The organism is Nonomuraea rosea (genome assembly GCF_039539705.1).
GTDB classification, from domain to species: domain Bacteria; phylum Actinomycetota; class Actinomycetes; order Streptosporangiales; family Streptosporangiaceae; genus Nonomuraea; species Nonomuraea rosea.
The window spans coordinates 1-17,226 of the sequence record NZ_BAABDQ010000047.1 but is presented as its reverse complement, the minus strand read 5'-3'; the positions used below and the strand labels follow the sequence as shown (position 1 = coordinate 17,226).

The following is a 17,226-nucleotide window of genomic DNA, read 5'->3' as shown; positions in this document are numbered from 1 at the left end:
TGGACTTACCGATAGGCGGAGGAGAGTGTCCGGCACGTGGCTAGATTGGGCAGGGTCGGGCGACGACGAGCGGGGACCATGGGCGACGGAGCTGGGTTAGCGGGGTCATCCGGCGACGGGCCACGGCGACTGCGCGGCGGCCGCCGGCTGCCGTTGCGTACCGTGCTGCTCATCGTCGTGTTCGTCCCGAGCTTGACCTTCACTCCCCTGCTGGCGTCGGGCATGTACCAGCTGTCCTCGCAGTGGCGGGCGGAGAAGGCCCAGATGGATCTGGCCACGACCACTGTCGGCAGACCTGCGGCCAGGCTGTTCTTCAGTCTCGATCAGGAGCGGCGGCTCACCGCGGAGGCGCAGGCCGGTTCCACGGCCGCCCGCGACCAGCTCGCAGAGCAGCGCACGACGACCGACCAGGCGGTGAGCGCCTTCCGTTCCCTGACGGCTCTCGACTCCGCGAACGCGCAGGAGGGCCTCACCGGCGCCATCGCCGGGACCGTACGCGACCTCGGTCTCCTCGATCAGCAGCGCGGGGCGGTGGACTCCGGCTGGTCCAGCGCGCAGCACGCGTTCGACTACTACAGCCGCGTCCTCGCGTCGGATCTCGGCGTGCTGACCGCACTCAGCAACACCGACGAGGGCCAGGTGAACAGTCAGTCACAGACCCTGGTCGACCTCTTCTGGGTCGTCGACGCGATCGGCCGCGAAGACGCCGTCCTGGCGCGCGGCTGGGCGTCGGGGCGTCTGACGAAGGACGAGTACGGCCTCGTCGCCGACGCCGTCGGCGCCAGGAAGCACCTCATGCAGTCCCGGGTCATCCCCAGTCTCACGGGCGACGAGATCCCGTACGCGAAGATGACGACCGGCAAGGCGTGGGCAGCCATGACCGCCCTCGAAAGCCGGTTGGTCACCTCCGGCAGCGGCTCCCAGACCGAGCAGGTGACGCTTCGCGACGACAGCGCCGCGTGGCGCTCCTCGGTGAACGAGGTCTCCGCGCAGCTGCGCAAGCTCCTCAACCTCCGCTTCGACAACGTCGGCAAGATCGGCTACGGCCACGCCGGCATGCTCTTCACGATCTTCATCAGCATCTCCACCGTCGGCCTGCTGGCCCTGGGACTGGTGTTCTTCACGAGCTGGCGCCTCACCGCCATCCTTCGCCGGCGCATCCTCCGGCTGCGCGAGGACGCCCAGGAGCTCCAGGAGCGGCTGCCCGAGGTGGTCGCCCGGCTGGAGCGCGGCGAGGACGTCGACGTGGACGCGGAGGTGCACAGGGTCGAGCCCACTCCCGACGAGCTCGGCGAGCTCGGGCAGGCGCTCAACATGGCCAGCCGCAGCGCCGTGCTCACCGCCGTGCGGCAGGCCGAGCAGCACCGTGGCTTCCAGCGCATGCTCCAGCGCATCGCCCGCCGTACGCAGATCCTCATCGGCCTGCAGCTGAAGAAGCTGGACGAGCTGGAGCGCCAGCATGAGGATCCCGAGGTGCTGGAGGGCCTGTTCGACCTGGACCACCTCACCGCCCGCCTGCGCCGCTACGAGGAGAACCTGGTGATCCTCGGCGGCGGGCAGCCGCAGCGCCGGTGGCGCAAGCCCGTACACCTGCTCGATGTGCTGCGCGCCGCGCAGGGCGAGGTCCAGGACTACCGCCGGATCTCGATCGACGTCGAGGGCGAGCCCTGGATCGCCGAACGGGCGGTGGGGCCGCTGGTCCACGTCCTGGCCGAGCTCATGGAGAACGCCACCACCTTCTCCAAGCCGCTGACGCCCGTCGAGGTGCGGGCCGCACCGGTCAGCCGGGGCGTCGCCGTGGAGATCGAGGACCGCGGCCTGGGCATGGAGCCCGAGCAGTACGCCGCCGCGAACGCCCTGCTGAAGTCGCCGCCGCAGCTCGACGTGATGACCCACGCCGACGACGTGCGGCTCGGCCTGTACGTGGTCGCCCGGCTCTCCGCCGGCCTGGGCCTGCAGGTGGAGCTGCGGTCGTCGGCCTTCGGCGGCACCCGGGTCATCGTGCTGCTCCCGGAGCCGCTGGTGGTGGACCGCCCCCGTGCGGCGCCCGCGCCGTCCGCGCTCCGCGAGGAGGTCCCCGAAACAGCCCCCGAGGATGTCCTCGAGGAAACCACGGGCACGCGGCCGCACCCGGCCGAGCCCCGCCGCGCGGAAGACACCGCCGGATCCCGCCGGCCCGAAGGCTCAGCCGAGCCCGGCCAGCCTCCGGAGGACGGTCAGTTGCCGACCCGCTCCCGAGGACGCGCGATGGCGTACGTGACGGCGCCCGCCGGATCGCCGGACCGGGACGACGCGCCGCCACCGGCCGAGCGCCGGCCGCTGCCCCAGCGAGTACGCCAGGCCAGCCTGGCCGACGAGCTCAAGGCCCCGGCCGACCGGGACGAACAGACCGGCCAGGACGCCTGGGCCGTACGCGACCAGCCCAGCCGATCCAGCGCCACGATCGGCGCGTTCCAGAGGCAGTCTCGCCGGCGCCGGACCGGCGACGACGCCGCCCAGCCCGGGCCGAGCGGATCCGCCGAGCCCAGTGCCCCTACGACGGAAGATCCAAGATGACGCAGCGCACCACCGCCACCAACATCGACCTGGACTGGCTCCTGGACGGCCTGGTCGATCAGGTCGCGGGCACCCGGCACGCCATCGTGCTGTCCGACGACGGGCTGGTGATCAGCCGGTCCAGGACCATCGAACGCTCGGACGCCGAACGCCTCGCCGCGATCGCCACCGGCCAGCAGAGCCTGGCCCGCGGTGTCGGGCAGCTCTTCAGCGGCGGCCCGGTCCACCAGGTCATCATCGAGATGGCCGACCTGTGGCTGTTCATCACGGGCGCGGGCCGGGGCACCCATCTGGCCGTGGTCGCCTCCCAGGAGGTCGACGCCGAGCTGATGAGCGTCGCGATGCACACCCTGATCCAGCAGGTCGGCCAGAAGCTGGGCACCGATGCGCGGGCCGCGCGGGCCGACGACGCGGGGAGACGCGGATGAAACACTGGACGGAGGGCTTCGAGGACGATGACGCCGACGAGCCCCTCGTCCGCCCCTATACGATCACCGGCGGACGCACCGCTCCGGAGCGGGACGACCTGACGCTGATCACCCTGCTGACCGCGATGTCCGAGGTGTCGCCGGAGACCGGACGCGGCGCGCGGCGGATGCAGCCGGAGCACCGCACCATCGTCGCTCTGTGCAAGCGGCCCCTGGCGGTGGCCGAGGTCGCCTCCGCGCTGAATCTCCCGGTGTCGGTGACCAAGATCCTCATCGGCGATCTGATCGAGACCGGCCGGCTGCGGGCCCGGCCGCCACTGGCTTTCGCCCAGGCGGGCGGCTCTCCTGAAATGGCAATCCTTGAGGCGGTGCGGGATGGGTTACGCAAGCTCTGACCACGGGGACGACGCTCCCCTGGCGGTGAAGATCCTTGTCGCCGGCGGTTTCGGCGTCGGGAAGACGACCCTGGTCGGGGCGGTGAGCGAGGTCGCTCCCCTGCGTACGGAGGAGTACCTGACGCATGCCAGCGTCGGCGTCGACGATCTGGACGGGGTGAGTGGCAAGTCCACCACGACCGTCGCGCTGGACTTCGGGCGGATCACCATCAACAGGGACGTGGTGCTCTACCTGTTCGGGACTCCCGGCCAGGAACGCTTCTGGTTCATGTGGAACGACCTCGTCAACGGGGCGATGGGCGCCGTGGTCCTGGTGGACACCCGCCGGCTCGATGTGAGCTTCGCGTCGATCGACTTCTTCGAGAGCCGCGGCATCCCCTTCGTCGTCGGCGTCAACTGCTTCCACGGCGTCAAGGACCGGACGCAGGAGGAGATCCGCAGGGCGCTCGATCTCGACCCGCAGGTGCCGCTGGTGCTCTGTGACGCCCGCGACCGGGCGGCGGGGCGCGATGTGCTGCTCACGCTCATCGACCACCTGATGGCCTACTCCCGCGCCGCACCGCACCCCGTGGCCTGACCGGGCGACGGGGTGCGGGTCTTCATGAACGTGGCCGGTTAACGGTGGTGCGTCATGCGCGGCCGTTGGCGGCGCACCAGCCTGCCCAGGTGGTGGCGCCCTTGCCGAGCTGCTTGTTGTAGAAGGACGTCCAGGAGTTCTCGCTCGCCCCGGGCGCGGTGGGAGCGGCCGTGTACAGCGGGTGGTTCGCCTCGACCTCGGCCCGCAGCCACGGCTCGATGCCGGCGTAGGAGCCCAGCGACCAGCTGCGGGCGTGGTAGGTGAGCTGACCGCGCACGTCGCTCTCCGGCAGGCACATGAACGGCGCCCACGGGCTGGTCCGCGCCCAGCTGATCTTCGTCTTCATCGCGCCGGACGGGACGCCCTGCCCGGTGCGCGCCACCACTTCGCGGTCGTCGACGGAGAAGTCGAACATCTCCTGCGCGGCGTACACGCCGCCGGTGAGGCCGAACTTCTCGCCCAGCGCGGTGCCCAGGTCCGAGCGCACGCCGATGTCGCTGGTCCACACGGTCTCGTCGTGCAACTGCTGCAGCGCCGGGCCGGCGAAGGCGGAGGTGATGGTGAACGGGCCGAAGTTCACCGAATCGTTGTTGATGGGCACGACCGGGTAGGTCTTGCCGTCGATCGGGTTCTTCCACTCACGCAGGACACGCCGCGGGTCCGCGGGGTCGGTGTAGAAGACGATCTCCCGGGAGAGCTGGTAGAGCTGGTTCGTGTCGGGGACCCGGTAGAGCCGCCGGATGTTGTAGCCCTCGATGTTGAAGAGCTTCTGGCCGTGCCGCATCGCCGGGTCCAGGCTGTTGCCCTCGATGTTCGCGTACACCGAGCCGGAGATCCGGAACACCATGTCCTTCCCGTCCGGACGCCCGTACGTCTGGAGGGAGAGCTTGCCGCTCTTGTCGGTGACCGTCGCGTAGACCGGCCCGGGATTGGTGGGATCCCCGGCGGTGTCGGCCGCCTGCGCGCCCGGAATGCCCAGGCCGATAAATAGGACGATAGGGGCCAATAACCCCGAAATGCCTCGTTTGACCACTTACGCCATCCATGTCGAGAATGAAGTGAATAGTCCCCTATTGTGATCATGATGGGCGAAGGATTGTCCAGCCCGTTCCCGGCGTACGCGACCTGCCCGGAGAGACCGCCGGCGCCTGAACAAGTGCTTGGGAGGTCACGATAGGGGCGCATGTCTTGATCGGTGCGGGATCGAGCTGTTAGACAAGGCCAGCGGTCCGCGCCTGGAGAAACGGTGGTCCCCCCGTGCAGCAGTCCGTTCTCACCACAGTCATGCTTCCCGCCGCGCTCGCGCTGATCATGTTCGGCCTGGGCCTCTCCCTCGCACCACAGGACTTCGCGCGGATCGCGACCCGGCCCAAGGCGGTGGTCATCGCGCTGGTCGCGCAGATCCTCGTACTGCCGGCCATCTGCTTCGGGCTGGTCGTGCTGTTCGGGCTGGAGCCGCTGCTCGCCGCCGGCATGATGCTGCTGGCGGCCTCGCCCGGCGGGACGACCGCGAACCTCTACAGCCACCTGTTCGGCGGCGACGTGGCGCTGAACGTCAGCCTCACCGCCGTGAACTCGGTCCTGGCCGTGCTCACCCTCCCCCTGGTGGTCAACCTGTCGCTGGACCACTTCGTCGGAGCGGGGCCGGACATCGGGCTGCAGGCCGACAAGGTGGTACAGGTCTTCGCCATCGTGCTCGTGCCGGTCGCGGTCGGCATGACCGTACGACGGGTCAGCGCGACGTTCGCGAACCGGATGGACAAGCCGGTCCGGATCCTGTCGGCGATCGTGCTGGCCGCGGTGATCGTCGGGGCGATCGTGCAGGAGCGGGAGCGGCTCGGCGGTTACATCGCCTCCGTCGGGCTGGTGGCGCTGCTGTTCAGCGCGATCAGCCTCACCATCGGCTACTGGCTGCCGCGGCTGTTCGACGTGGAGCGCCGGCAGGCGATCGCGTCCGGGATGGAGATCGGCATCCACAACAGCACGCTGGCCATCACGATCGCGCTCAGCCCGACGCTGCTCGCGAACCCGACGATGGCGGTGCCGCCGGCCGTCTACGGGGTGCTCATGTTCGGCACCACGCTGGTTTTCGGCTATCTCGTCAGACGCCGCGCCACCGAGCCCGCGGAGCCGAGCCCGGCGAGCGGCTGACAGCCGAGCATCGGCCGCCGCTCAGTGCCCATGCGTGACGTCGGCTAATAACTCTCCGTAATCATCGTGTAACTGTACGGTTATGAGATTTACGCCTCCACGGCTGTTCCGCAGGCTCTTGTGGGGCCATTACCGTCCGAAGTGAGACGTGAGACTGCGCGTCCGTTAAGGCGTATCTAGCGGAGGTGATCGCCATAGATCCGGATCGGCGCATCGGCGGCGAAGGCATATGGGATGTCGTGGTTGTCGGCGCCGGCCCGGCAGGCGCTTCCGCGGCCCGGGTGGCCGCCGAGGCGGGCTGCCGCGTACTGGTTCTGGAACGTTCCAAGATTCCGCGGTACAAGACCTGTGGCGGGGGCCTGATCGGCGGCGCCCAGGCGGCGCTTCCCGCCGGCCTGCAGGTCCAGGTACACGACGTCGCCCGCTCTTTCACCTTCAACTGGGAGGGCCGCAAGCAGCGCACGCTCACCTCCGCCGGGGAGCGGCCCTGCCTGATGGTGTTCCGCGCCGAGCTGGACGCCGCCTTGACGGACGTCGCGGCCCGGGCGGGCGCCGAGGTGCGCGACAGCACAGCGCTGACCGGCATTGAACAGGCCGGCACTGAACTGGCCGGCACTGAACTGGCCGGCACTGAACTGGCCGGCACTGAACTGGCCGGCACTGAACTGGCCGGCACTGAACTGGCCGGCACTGGACTGGCCGGCATGGACGACGGCGGCCTGATCAGCGTACGGACCTCCGGCGGGGACACGGTTCGCACACGGGCCCTGGTCGGAGCGGACGGCAGCGCCGGCAAGGTCGCCCGGTACGTCGGTGTGCGCTGCGTGCAGACCGACCTGGCGCTGGAGGTGGAGGTGCCGGTCACGGACCGCGCGGCGGCACGATGGCGCGGGCACATGCTGATCGAGTGGGGTCCCCTGCCGGGGTCGTTCGGCTGGTTGTTCCCCAAAGGGGACATCTGCACCGCCGGCGTGGTCGCCGCCCGCGGGCAGGGTACGGCCACCAAGGCCTACATGCGCGACTTCCTGACCCGATACGAGCTCGCCGACGCGGAGCCGCTGCACGACACCGGTCATCTGACGCGGTGCCGCCATCCGGATTCACCGCTCGCCCGCGGTCGTGTCCTCGTCGCTGGCGACGCGGCCGGGCTGTGCGATCCGTGGTCGCGCGAAGGCATCTCGTTCGCGCTGCGCTCCGGCACCTGGGCCGGCGAGTGGGCCGCACGGATCGCGGGAGCGGCGGACGACGCCGCGGTCGCGCGCGCCGGCGCCGGCTACGCGGGTGCGGTGACCGCGACGCTCGGGGCCGAGATGGAGGCGTCCCGCCAGGTGATGAACCTGTTCACCCGACGCCCCGGCCTGATCCATGGCGGTCTGACCCGGGTGCCGCCGGTGTGGCGGATGTTCGACCGGTACGTCAACGGTGAGACCACGATTCCCGCGCTCCTCCACCACCCCTTCGCCCGCCTGGCCGTACGGGCGCTCGGCCGCCTCGCCTGAGCGAGCGCGCGCGGAACCGATCCCTCCCCGGCGGGAACGCCTCGTGAGAAAGGACATGCGTGTGAGCCCAGCGAACACCTTCCGTCAGCAGGTTCCGGTGGCCATCGTCGGAACCGCGTGCCGTGCCCCCGGCGGGGTGACGGACGCGGAGAGCCTGTGGCGCCTGCTGCTGGACAAGCGCGACGCCGTGGCCGGCTCCGGCCCCGGCCCACGGTGGGAGGACCACGAGCGGGTCGTCCCCGCCGACCTCGCCGACGCCGGGACGCTGCGCAACGGCGCGTTCCTGGACGGGATCGAGCTGTTCGACCCCGCGTTCTTCGGCATCCCCGTCAAGGACGCCTCGTCCGTGGATCCCCAGCACCGGCTGCTGATGGAGACCGGCTGGGAGGCGCTGGAGAACGCCGGCATCGCGCCCCGCTCTCTCGCCGGCTCGGACACCGGCCTGTTCGTCGGCATCTCCAACACCGACTACGCCAAGCGGTTCACCCTGACCGAGGTCGACATCTACCAGGGGATCTCGGCGGTCGCCTCGGGCGCGCCGGGGCGGATGTCGTACTTCCTCGACGTCAACGGCCCTTCGCTCGCGGTGGACGCCGCCTGCGCCTCCTCCCTGGTGGCCGTCCACCTGGCGTGCCGGTCGCTGCACGACGGTGAGGCCGATCTGGCGCTGGCCGGTGGCGTGACCGTGCAGCTGGAGTGGGCGGGCATCGTGGGGTTCGCCCGTGCCGGGGCGCTGTCCTCCCTGGGTCGCTGCGCGGCCTTCGACGCGAGCGCCGACGGGTTCGTACGAGGTGAGGGCTGCGGCATGCTGGTGCTCAAGCGGCTGCCCGACGCCTTGCGGAACGGCGACCGGGTCCTGGCGGTCATCACCGGTACGGCGATCAACCACGCCGGCCGGGTCCAGGGCATCACCCAGCCCTCCCGCTCCGCCCAGCGCGCGGTGCTGAACGCGGCGATGCGCGTCGCCGGCGTGGCTCCGGGCGAGGTGCGGTACGTGGAGGCGCACGGCACCGGCACGCCGGTGGGCGACCCGATCGAGTTCGCCGCCATCAACGACGTCTACGGGGCCGGCGACCTGCCATGCGCCCTGGGCTCGCTCAAGACCAACATCGGACACCCCGAGAGCGCGGCGGGCGTGCTGGGGCTGATCAAGGCGGCGACGGCCGTGCACACCGGGCTCATCCCCGCCAATCTGCACTTCCGGCGCTGGAATCCCGCCATGAAGGCCGAGGAGACGCGGTTCTTCGTGCCCACGGAGGCCACCCCGTGGGAGGACGAGGCGGGACCCCGGCGCGCCGCCGTGTCCGCCTTCGGAGTGACCGGCGCCAACGCGCACGTCGTCGTCGAACAGCCTCCGCCCCGGCGGCCGCGCCGGGCCGCCACGGGCGGCGCCCGTTCCCGCACGCGGGTCTATCCGGTGTCGGCCGCCACCCCGGGCGGCCTGGCCGCCACCTGCGCCCGCCTGGCCGATCACGTCGGGACGGCCATCCCCGCGCCAGAAGACACAGCGCCGGCGGAGGCCGCGCAGCAGGAGGAGGCCGCGCAGGAGGAGGCCGCGCAGCAGGAGGCCGCGCAGGAGGAGATCGCGCTGCAGGAGGTCGCGCACACCCTGGCGGTCCAGCGTAGCCATCTGCCGCAGCGGGCCTGTGTGCTCGCGGCCGGCCGGGACGACCTCCTGGCCGGGCTGCGGGCGCTGGCGGCGGAGCAGGGCGACAAGCGCGTGATCACGGGATCGGCGGTGCTCTCCGACGAGCCGGTGTGGGTGTTCTCGGGACACGGGTCACAGTGGCCGGGCATGGCGCGCACCCTGATGGACCGGGAGCCGGCCTTCACCGAGATGATCGACCGCCTGGACCCGATCGTCGCGGCGGGGGCGGGGTTCTCGTTGCGGCACCGGCTGAGCTCGGGCACGTGCGGCGAGCGGATGGACGAGGTGCAGCCGCTGGTGTACGCGGTCCAGACCGGACTGGCCGGGATGTGGCGGCAGTGGGGGGTGCGGCCGGCCGCCGTCGTAGGACACTCCATGGGCGAGGCAGCCGCCGCGGTCGCCGCCGGCATCCTGTCCCCCGAGGACGGCATGCGCATCACGCTGGTCAGGTCGGCGATGCTGCAGCGGGTCGCCGGGGGCGGCATGGTCAGCGTGGCGCTGCCCGCCGAGCAGGTCGCGGCCGAGATCGAGGGCGTGGCGGGGGTCTCGGTGGCGGTGGTGACCGCGCCGTCCTCGACCGTCGTGGCGGGACACACCGAGGCCGTGCGGGAGCTGATGCGCCGCTGGCAGGAACGCGGCGTGTTCTGCAGGCGGATCGCGGTGGTGGTGGCGGCCCACTCCCCGCAGGTCGAGCCGATCCTCGGCGACCTCGCCAGGGAGGTGTCCTGGCTCGTCGCGACGCCACCCGAGGTGCCGTTCTACTCCACCAGCGAGGACCCGCGCCGGCCGGTCGTCTTCGACGCGGCCTACTGGACCGCGAACCTGCGCAATCCCGTGCGCTTCGACCTGGCCTGCAGGGCGCTGATCGAGGACGGGCAGCGGCTGTTCGTGGAGCTGTCGCCGCATCCGCTGCTGACCCAGGCCGTGGAGGAGACCGCGGCCGCGATGGGCGTACCGGTGATCACCGTGCCGTCCCTGAGCCGTGACCAGGACGGGCGGGAGGCGATGTGCCGGGCGGCGGCGACCCTGCACCTGGCCGGGCCGCCGGTGAACCTGGACGCCGTCAACGGCGGTGGCGCACCGGCCGTGCTGCCGCCCACCGCGTTCGACCGGGCCCGGCACTGGGAGCGGCCCAGCCGGAACGGCGCGCGTTCCGGCCACATGTGGCTGGGCGCGCGCCTGACCGTCCAGGACCTGGACGCCGACGACCGCACCCGGCACGTGTGGGAAGCCGACCTGGGCCTGGAGCGGGTCCCCTGGCTGGAACAGCACACCCTGCACGGCAGTCCCCTGGTCCCCGGGGCGGCGTACGTCGAGCTCGCCCTGGCCGCCGCCGGCGAGCTGCTGGAGTGCCCGGTCGGCCGGTTGCGCGTGAGCGACGTGCGGTTCGAACGCCTGCTGCCGCTGGCGGCCGGCGTGCCGGTCCACGTCAGCGCGGCAAGCGCGGGCGAGCAGGTGAACGTGGAGATCTCCCGCCGGCACAGCGGCACATGGGAGCGCATCGCCTCGGCCTCCGTCGCCCGCTCGGAAACGGTCCCGGACGACCGTCCGCCCCTGACCCCGCCGCCGGGAGGCGGGCAGGACCCGGCGCGGCTGTACGCGGCGCTCGCCAGGATGGGCCTGGACTCGGGGCCGGCCTTCCATACGATCACCGCTGTCGCGGACGGAGGGGTCGCGCGCCTGCGGGTCCCCCGCGAGGCCGTCATCCGCGCCGGCGCGCCTCGCGTGCACCCCGTCCTGCTCGACGGCTGCGTCCTGGCGGTGGCCGCCGCCGGACTGCTGGAGGAGGATGACGACGATGCGACCGGTCCCGGACGGCCGTGGCTGCCCGACCGCATCGCGTCCATCGTCCTGCCCGACGACCCCCGCCTGATCGCCTGGGCCCGGCCCGAGGTACGGCGGGACGGCCGCCACGCCGCGATCGGCCGCGCCGACCTGTACGCGGAGGACGGCCGCTGGCTGGGGGCCCTGGAGGGGGTGCACTTCGTCCGGGCCGCCGGACGGTCGCAGGCCCAGACGCTGAACAGCAAACTGTTCGAGATCGCCTGGCGTCAGATGGATCCTCCGGACGAGGAGCCGGTGGCCACGGGGCGATGGGCGGTGATCGGCGAGCCCGGCGATCCGGGACGCACCGCCGAGCGCTTGGCCCAGGCCGTGTCCGGCCACGTCGAGGCGGTGACCGTCTACCCGGCGGGCGCTGACGTCGACGAGACGGCCGACGTCGTGGTGTGGTGCGCCACGGGCCGGCTGGACGGCCTGGACCGGCTGACGAAGGTCACCGCGCTGCTGCGCGCCTGCGCGGAGACAGGCAGGCCGGCACGCCTGTGGCTGGCCAGCAGGCTCGCCCGCCCGGTCCTCGCCGACGATCCGGTGGATCCCGGCGTCTGCGCGCTGCGCGGGCTGCTGCGGGTCGCCTCGTTCGAACAGCCCGGCACCGCCGTCAGCTGGGTGGACGCAGGCGAGACCGGCGACGTGGCCGGCATCGCCGCCGAGGTGCTGGCCGCCGGCGCCGAGACGGAGATCGCCTGGCGAGCGGGGCAGCGGTACGTGGCCAGATTGGTGCGTGCCCCGCTGGACTCGCGGCCCGCACGCCCGGCACACGCCGAAGAGGTCGTCGCCGGGCAGGACGAGTACGTGCTGCGCGCCGACCCCGAGAAGGGTCTCGACGGGCTGCGGCTCGTCGCCACCGGAGAGCCGCCCCCGCGCCCCGGACCCGGCCAGGTGCTCGTGCGGGTGCAGGCGTGCACCGTGCACTTCAGGGACGTCATGATCGCCCTGGGCGTCTACCCGTCCGAGGACGGCAGCACGCCGGAGCTCGGCTCCGACGCCACCGGGGTGGTGACCGCCGTCGGGGACGGCGTCCAGGACCTGCGGCCCGGCGACCGGATCACGGCGCTGGTTCCGCACGGGACGGGCTCCATCGCCTCGCACTGCCTGATCCAGGCCGACCTGGCCATACCGCTCCCGCCCGGCGCCGAGCCGGTCTCCTTCGCCCCGGTGGCCGCCACCTACGCCACCGTCTGGCACTCCCTGATCGACGTGGGGCGGCTCACCGCGGGCGAGACCGTGCTCGTGCATTCGGCGGCGGGCGGCACCGGGCTCGCCGCGATCGCGGTCGCGCGGCTGTTCGGCGCCACCGTCATCGCCACGGCCGGCACCGAGGAGAAGCGTCGCCACCTGCGGCGACAGGGAATCGAGCACGTCTTCGACTCGCGTGGCCTCGACTTCGCCGACGAGGTGCGGCGGGTCACCGGCGGGCGCGGCGTCGACGTGGTGCTCAACTCGCTCAGCGGCGCCGCCATGCGCGCGTCGCTGACGTTGCTCGCGGCCGGCGGCCGGTTCGTGGAGATCGGCAAGCGGGATCTGTACGACGGCGCGCGGATCGATCTGGCCACGTTCCGCCGCGGCAACGCCTATGCCGCCATCGACATCGCGCTGACTGCGATCGAGCGCCCGGAGGTCATCAGAGGGGCCGCGGTGCAGGCGATCGCCGAGATCGGCGCGGGCCGGCTGCCCCTGCCGCACAGCGTGGAAGTCCCGCTGGCCGACGCGCCCGCCGCGGTCAAGCGGCTGGCCTCCGGCGACCACATCGGCAGGATCGTTCTCACCTTCCCGGAGCCCGGCCAGGGCATACGCGTCCTCGCGCCCGAACGCGAGGAGGTGGTACGCCGGGGCGGCGCGTACATCATCACCGGCGGCACCCGGGGCCTGGGGGTGGAGGCGGCGCGCTGGCTGGCGGAGGCCGGGGCGGGCCGGATCGTCCTCGGCGGGCGCGGTGACCTCGGCGTCCGGGAGAGCGAGGCGGTGGCCGCCATCCGCGCCACCGGCTGCGCGGTGGAGGTGGTCCGCGGGGACGTCGCGGCCCCCGGCACCGCGCGCCGCCTGGTCGCCGCCGCGGGCGAGCACCTCCGCGGCGTCCTGCACACGGCCGTGGTGCTCGACGACACCCCGCTGGCCGACCTCACCCCTGAGAAGGTGGAACGGGTGTGGCATCCCAAGGTGACCGGCGCGAAGCACCTGCACGAGGCCACCAAGGACACCGGCCTGGACTGGTTCGTGGTCTTCTCCTCCATGGCGGCCATGGTCGGCAACCCGGGACAGGCCAACTACGCCGCGGCCGGCGCGTGGGTGGACGCCTTCGCCCAGTGGCGTCACCGGCAGGGGCTGCCCACCCTCTCGGTCGACTGGGGCGTTTGGGGGGAGGCCGGGCGGGCCACGGACCTTGCCCGGCGCGGCTTCGACACCATCGCGACCGCGGAGGGATTCGCCGCGCTGCGTGAGCTGCTGCGGCACGGCAGGGTCCACACGGGGATGTTCACCTACCAGCCGGAGGCGCTGTTCCGGCTCTTCCCCGCGGCCGCGCAGGCGCCGCTGCTGACCGAGCTGGACACCGGATCGGTCGCGGCCGAGCCGCGCGCGGACGCCGGCGCCCTGCGCGCGCACCCTCCAGGTCCAGCCAGGACGCAGCTGATCCAGGACGTGGTGGTTCGCGCACTGGCCGCACTACTGGGAGCGGAGGCGGCCGCCGTCCCGGCGCAGGCGATGTTCACCGACGTCGGCCTGGACTCTCTGCTGGCGGTCGCGCTGGTGCACCGGCTGCGCGACGCCGTGGACGTCACGCTGACGCCCACCGCCGTCTGGACGCACCCGACCTCCGCCCGGCTGGCCGCCCACATCGACGAGGTGCTCACCCACGAACCCCGCGAACCCCGCGACCAGTGAGAAGTTTCTCGCGACGTTCCGCCGCAACCTTCACGATGAGCATTCCTTTGACTACTCTTGGTAGTTGAAACATTGTCAGTTGAACAACGGAGAGTGACCACGTGAAGAAGGCTTTCGTGACGACCCTGCTCGCCTTGGGCGTGTTGGGGATCGCCGGTCCCGCCCACGCCGACAACGACTCCAACTTCGGCGGAGGGGTGAACGCGGCGAACAACTGGAACTTCACCGCCGCAGCCGTCTGCCTGCAGGAGGTGGCGGTGGTCCCGGTCCTGGGAGACTGGGTGGGCGATCACGCGAACAGCTGCTCCAACGGCAACGTCATCGATCACAGCGGCAGGTAGGCGCCGGCGGCCGTCCGGATGGCCGCGATGCCGATGAGGTCGTAGATGCCGCCGCGGCCGGCCCGCCTATCCGATGGGTCTCAGGTGTTTCTGGTGCGGGACCACCACCACAGGCCGGCCGCGACGGCCGCGCCCAGCAGCATCCGGTCCCCCGTCCGCCGTCCGGCGGCCCGGCCGCCCAAGGTGGCGACGCGCAGGGTGAGCTCCCGGTTGCTGACGTCCCGCAGCAGCCCGCGCACCTGCTCGGGGGCCAGCTCGTGCCCGATGAGCAGGTCCACGACGGTGCGGGCCGCCCGGATCTCCGACATCGACTCCCTGGCCAGGGTGAACAGGATGGAGCGCAGCTCCTCCTGGAAGACATCGGTGATCACCAGCTCGGGAGCCAGGTACCGCACCGATCCCTCCATGTTGGAGAACGACTTGCCGACGAGCGGCACTATGGGCGCGGTCTGGATGCCGCGGCGGGTGGCGTACTTCAGCACCGAGGTGAGGGTGAGGCCGAAGTCGAGGTCCTTGAGCGACGCTGAGGCGATCTTGGGCACCAGGCCGGCCATGTCTTGAGCGAAGCCGGTGATGTCCGCTCCGGGGGTGGCCCGGCCCAGCTCCACCCAGGCCCGCGCGACACCGGGCCCGTCGTTGTGCGCGAGGGCGAGCAGCACGTTCAGCAGCGTCATGCTCATGCGCCGGTCGAGCCGCCCGACCATGCCCCAGTCGATCAGATGGGCCCGCTCGCCGGGGGCGACGAGAATGTTGCCCGGATGCGGGTCGGCGTGGAAATACCGGTTGACGAAGTAGCCCTGGTACATGAAGGCCAGCAGGTCGCGGCCGATGCCGACGCGCTCCTTCTCGGTGAGCGCGTCTCTGTCGATCTCCCTGATGGACCGTCCTGGGGCCAGGCTCTGCACCAGCACCCTCGGCGTCGCCGTGATCACGTCGGGGACGTCGAGATAGTCGAACGACGCCGTCAGCTCGCGGGCGTGGTCCATGTTGACGGCCTCCACGGTGAAGTCGAGCTCCGCCTCCATCGAGTCGAGGATGGCGCCGAGCGCCGATTCGACGTCCATCACGGCGTTGAAGCCGGGAAAGCCCTTGGCGACCAGCCTGGCGGCTCTGCGCATCATCGCCATGTCGTCGAGCACGAGGGCACGGACGTCGGGACGCTGGATCTTCAGCACTCCGCCCGCCCCGCCGGGCAGCACCACCTCGTACGTCTGGGCCAGCGAGGCCGAGCCCAGCGGGCGGCCGCGTTCGATCCGCTCGAAGCGCCGCTCCCAGTCCGGTCCGAGCTCAGCGGCCAGCATCGGCTCGAACAGCTCGAACGGCACGCTGGTCACCTGGTCGTGCAGTTTGGCCAGCTCGGCCCTGATCTCCTCGGACACGAAGTCCGGGCGGGTGGAGAGCATCTGGCCCACCTTCACGTAGAAGGGGCCCAGGCGCTCCAGCGCCAGCCTGACAGCCCGTGCGCGCTCCCGCTTGCCCGCGCTCGCGCAGTCGCCCTCGCGGCGCGGCGCGACGGACGCGGCCACCCGCGCGCCCAGCAGCTCGGCGAGCACCTTGGCCACCTCGAGCATGCGCCTGGCCGTCATCGCGCACTCCTGGCCGGGTGACGATCGGGGCCGGCGTGCGGCTGCGGGACGAGGACGTCGCCGGTGCGCTCGTGCCACGGGCAGGCCGGAAACGGGCGGCCGGCGCGTACGTCCTCGATCGAATCCTCCAACATGGCAGAGCACCGCTCGTCCAGGTCGGAGAGCCGGCTGGGCCGTCGTCTCGGATCATGAGCGCCGGCCGGTCCGTGGTGTCCCTTTACTCCGTGCCGCTCGCACCCGTCCGAGGCGCGGGCTTGTCCTCCGCCTGCATGCTCTGGACCTGCCGGGCCAGCCCCTCCACCACCTTGCTGAGGCCGCTGATCTGATCGGCCACCTCGTCGCCCGCACCGCCGCCGCGCCGGGGCCACGGCCGGGGATCGCGTCCTCTCGGCCGGTGCCCCCTGCGGCGCAGCTCCCGCCGCAACTCGATGAGCTCGTTGATGATCTCCTCGAGCTCGTCGTCGTACTCGTCGTCCCAGTCGCGGTAGTCGTCATCGTCGTCGTCCCGACGGGGGCCGCGCCGGTCGCCGCCACGCTCCTCGACGGCCGTGCGCGCGGCACGGCGCAGGTCGTGCTCGACGTCGCTGACGCGGTCGAGCACTTCGTCGATCAGGTCTCCGACGTAGCGGGTGGTGCCTCTGCGGCGCTGTCTGGCCATGGTCGTCTCCTTGTCGCTGCGGCCGTTCGGTCCGGGCGGCTCATCCGCGAACCTCTCGCTCTGCTCCACTGCACAACTGGACACGGTAAGTTTTTATACGATTACTGTAAGTGATAGCTCAAGGTGAGGCAATCGGCTGGCAGGCACGATCGGTGAGATCCGGAAACGGTCGAGCGGCCGCCACCCTTCGGTGACGGCCGCTCTCATCGTCAGGTCAGCCGATCCGGCATCACTCCGGCGGCTTCTTGAAGAAGCCTCGGATGAACCCCACGATGAACGCTCCGCCGCGTCCCGCGTCACCCATCCAGTCCCCGTACTTCGGGATCTGGCCTACTCCGGTGCCGATGTGCGTGGTGTATTTGTCCTGATACTGGAGCCCGACCTCGAACCCCTTGTTCACCCGGGGGTGCTTGATCGCGGCCCGCTGGACGAAGCCCGGCCTGGCGCTTCTGGCCGGCTGCGCCCGCTGCTGGGTCGCCGGTGCGCGGCGCGCCCTGGGCGGCGACTGCCGCTGGACCGCCCTGCGGCTGGTCGGACGGGTGGCGGGCCGTTGCCTGACCGTGCTCCTGGGCCTGCTCGCACGCCTGGTCACCGCCCTGGCCGCGGCCTGGGCCCGCCGCCTGCTCGCCACCGGCCTGCCCGCGACCTCCGCCGCCCTTCGCCTG

The 17,226-nt window shown here is 71.8% G+C and carries 14 protein-coding genes; 9 read left to right on the top strand and 5 right to left on the bottom strand.

Features of this window, described 5'->3' with window-relative positions:
* The first annotated feature begins 78 nt into the window (after positions 1–78).
* The 4 genes from ABEA43_RS56890 to ABEA43_RS56875 are packed head-to-tail and all read left to right on the top strand — an operon-like array spanning position 79 to position 3,956.
* Positions 79–2,556 (top strand): sensor histidine kinase, encoded by a 2,478-nt coding sequence (locus ABEA43_RS56890; protein ID WP_345575856.1) that lies wholly within the window; start codon positions 79–81, stop codon positions 2,554–2,556.
* Positions 2,553–2,984: a roadblock/LC7 domain-containing protein gene (locus tag ABEA43_RS56885; protein WP_345575854.1), complete on the top strand. Its 432-nt coding sequence runs from the start codon at positions 2,553–2,555 to the stop codon at positions 2,982–2,984. The genes ABEA43_RS56890 and ABEA43_RS56885 overlap by 4 nt, the downstream gene beginning before the upstream one ends.
* Entirely contained in the window at positions 2,981–3,379 is a 399-nt protein-coding gene (locus tag ABEA43_RS56880; protein ID WP_345575852.1) for a DUF742 domain-containing protein, read from the top strand. Before ABEA43_RS56885 ends, ABEA43_RS56880 begins: the two co-directional genes overlap by 4 nt.
* A complete protein-coding gene (locus tag ABEA43_RS56875) occupies positions 3,360–3,956 on the top strand; it encodes a GTP-binding protein (protein WP_345575850.1) in 597 nt (198 codons plus the stop codon). The genes ABEA43_RS56880 and ABEA43_RS56875 overlap by 20 nt, the downstream gene beginning before the upstream one ends.
* A gap of 52 nt (positions 3,957–4,008) precedes the next feature.
* On the opposite strand, the gene ABEA43_RS56870 is transcribed toward ABEA43_RS56875, so the two are convergent.
* The gene (locus ABEA43_RS56870) at positions 4,009–4,962 is read right to left on the bottom strand and encodes a DUF1838 family protein (protein WP_345575848.1); all 954 of its coding nucleotides are present in this window, start codon (positions 4,960–4,962) and stop codon (positions 4,009–4,011) included.
* Positions 4,963–5,240: 278 nt separating this feature from the next.
* On the opposite strand from ABEA43_RS56870, the gene ABEA43_RS56865 reads away from it, so the two are divergent.
* The 4 genes from ABEA43_RS56865 (at position 5,241) to ABEA43_RS56850 (ending at position 14,317) form a co-directional block, all read left to right on the top strand.
* Complete coding sequence (locus ABEA43_RS56865; RefSeq protein WP_425570636.1) at positions 5,241–6,107, top strand: bile acid:sodium symporter family protein; 867 nt, start codon at positions 5,241–5,243, stop codon at positions 6,105–6,107.
* A 185-nt stretch (positions 6,108–6,292) separates the two neighbouring features.
* A complete protein-coding gene (locus tag ABEA43_RS56860; RefSeq protein WP_345575844.1) occupies positions 6,293–7,606 on the top strand; it encodes a geranylgeranyl reductase family protein in 1,314 nt (437 codons plus the stop codon).
* A 61-nt stretch (positions 7,607–7,667) separates the two neighbouring features.
* Complete coding sequence (locus ABEA43_RS56855; protein WP_345575842.1) at positions 7,668–13,976, top strand: SDR family NAD(P)-dependent oxidoreductase; 6,309 nt, start codon at positions 7,668–7,670, stop codon at positions 13,974–13,976.
* Between the two features lie 101 nt (positions 13,977–14,077).
* Positions 14,078–14,317 (top strand): hypothetical protein, encoded by a 240-nt coding sequence (locus ABEA43_RS56850; RefSeq protein WP_345575840.1) that lies wholly within the window; start codon positions 14,078–14,080, stop codon positions 14,315–14,317.
* Positions 14,318–14,397: 80 nt separating this feature from the next.
* On the opposite strand, the gene ABEA43_RS56845 is transcribed toward ABEA43_RS56850, so the two are convergent.
* The 4 genes from ABEA43_RS56845 to ABEA43_RS56830 form a co-directional block, all read right to left on the bottom strand.
* Positions 14,398–15,903, bottom strand: coding sequence for an ABC1 kinase family protein (locus ABEA43_RS56845; protein ID WP_345575838.1), 1,506 nt, complete (start codon positions 15,901–15,903; stop codon positions 14,398–14,400).
* Entirely contained in the window at positions 15,900–16,037 is a 138-nt protein-coding gene (locus tag ABEA43_RS56840) for a hypothetical protein (RefSeq protein ID WP_345575835.1), read from the bottom strand. The genes ABEA43_RS56845 and ABEA43_RS56840 overlap by 4 nt, the downstream gene beginning before the upstream one ends.
* Positions 16,038–16,120: 83 nt before the next feature.
* A complete protein-coding gene (locus tag ABEA43_RS56835) occupies positions 16,121–16,561 on the bottom strand; it encodes a hypothetical protein (RefSeq protein WP_345575833.1) in 441 nt (146 codons plus the stop codon).
* 229 nt (positions 16,562–16,790) lie between these two features.
* Complete coding sequence (locus ABEA43_RS56830; RefSeq protein WP_345575831.1) at positions 16,791–16,961, bottom strand: hypothetical protein; 171 nt, start codon at positions 16,959–16,961, stop codon at positions 16,791–16,793.
* A 10-nt stretch (positions 16,962–16,971) separates the two neighbouring features.
* Between ABEA43_RS56830 and ABEA43_RS56825 the strand changes: the two genes are divergently transcribed.
* Positions 16,972–17,226: hypothetical protein (locus ABEA43_RS56825; RefSeq protein WP_345575828.1), on the top strand; the 255-nt coding region annotated here is incomplete at its 3' end.

Coding starts and splice junctions, on each gene's coding strand:
- ABEA43_RS56875 (WP_345575850.1), top strand. CDS start 3,360: ATGGGTTACGCAAGCTCTGACCACGGGGACGACGCTCCCCTGGCGGTG.
- ABEA43_RS56845 (WP_345575838.1), bottom strand. CDS start 15,903: ATGACGGCCAGGCGCATGCTCGAGGTGGCCAAGGTGCTCGCCGAGCTG.
- ABEA43_RS56865 (WP_425570636.1), top strand. CDS start 5,241: ATGCTTCCCGCCGCGCTCGCGCTGATCATGTTCGGCCTGGGCCTCTCC.
- ABEA43_RS56890 (WP_345575856.1), top strand. CDS start 79: ATGGGCGACGGAGCTGGGTTAGCGGGGTCATCCGGCGACGGGCCACGG.
- ABEA43_RS56840 (WP_345575835.1), bottom strand. CDS start 16,037: ATGTTGGAGGATTCGATCGAGGACGTACGCGCCGGCCGCCCGTTTCCG.
- ABEA43_RS56885 (WP_345575854.1), top strand. CDS start 2,553: ATGACGCAGCGCACCACCGCCACCAACATCGACCTGGACTGGCTCCTG.
- ABEA43_RS56880 (WP_345575852.1), top strand. CDS start 2,981: ATGAAACACTGGACGGAGGGCTTCGAGGACGATGACGCCGACGAGCCC.
- ABEA43_RS56835 (WP_345575833.1), bottom strand. CDS start 16,561: ATGGCCAGACAGCGCCGCAGAGGCACCACCCGCTACGTCGGAGACCTG.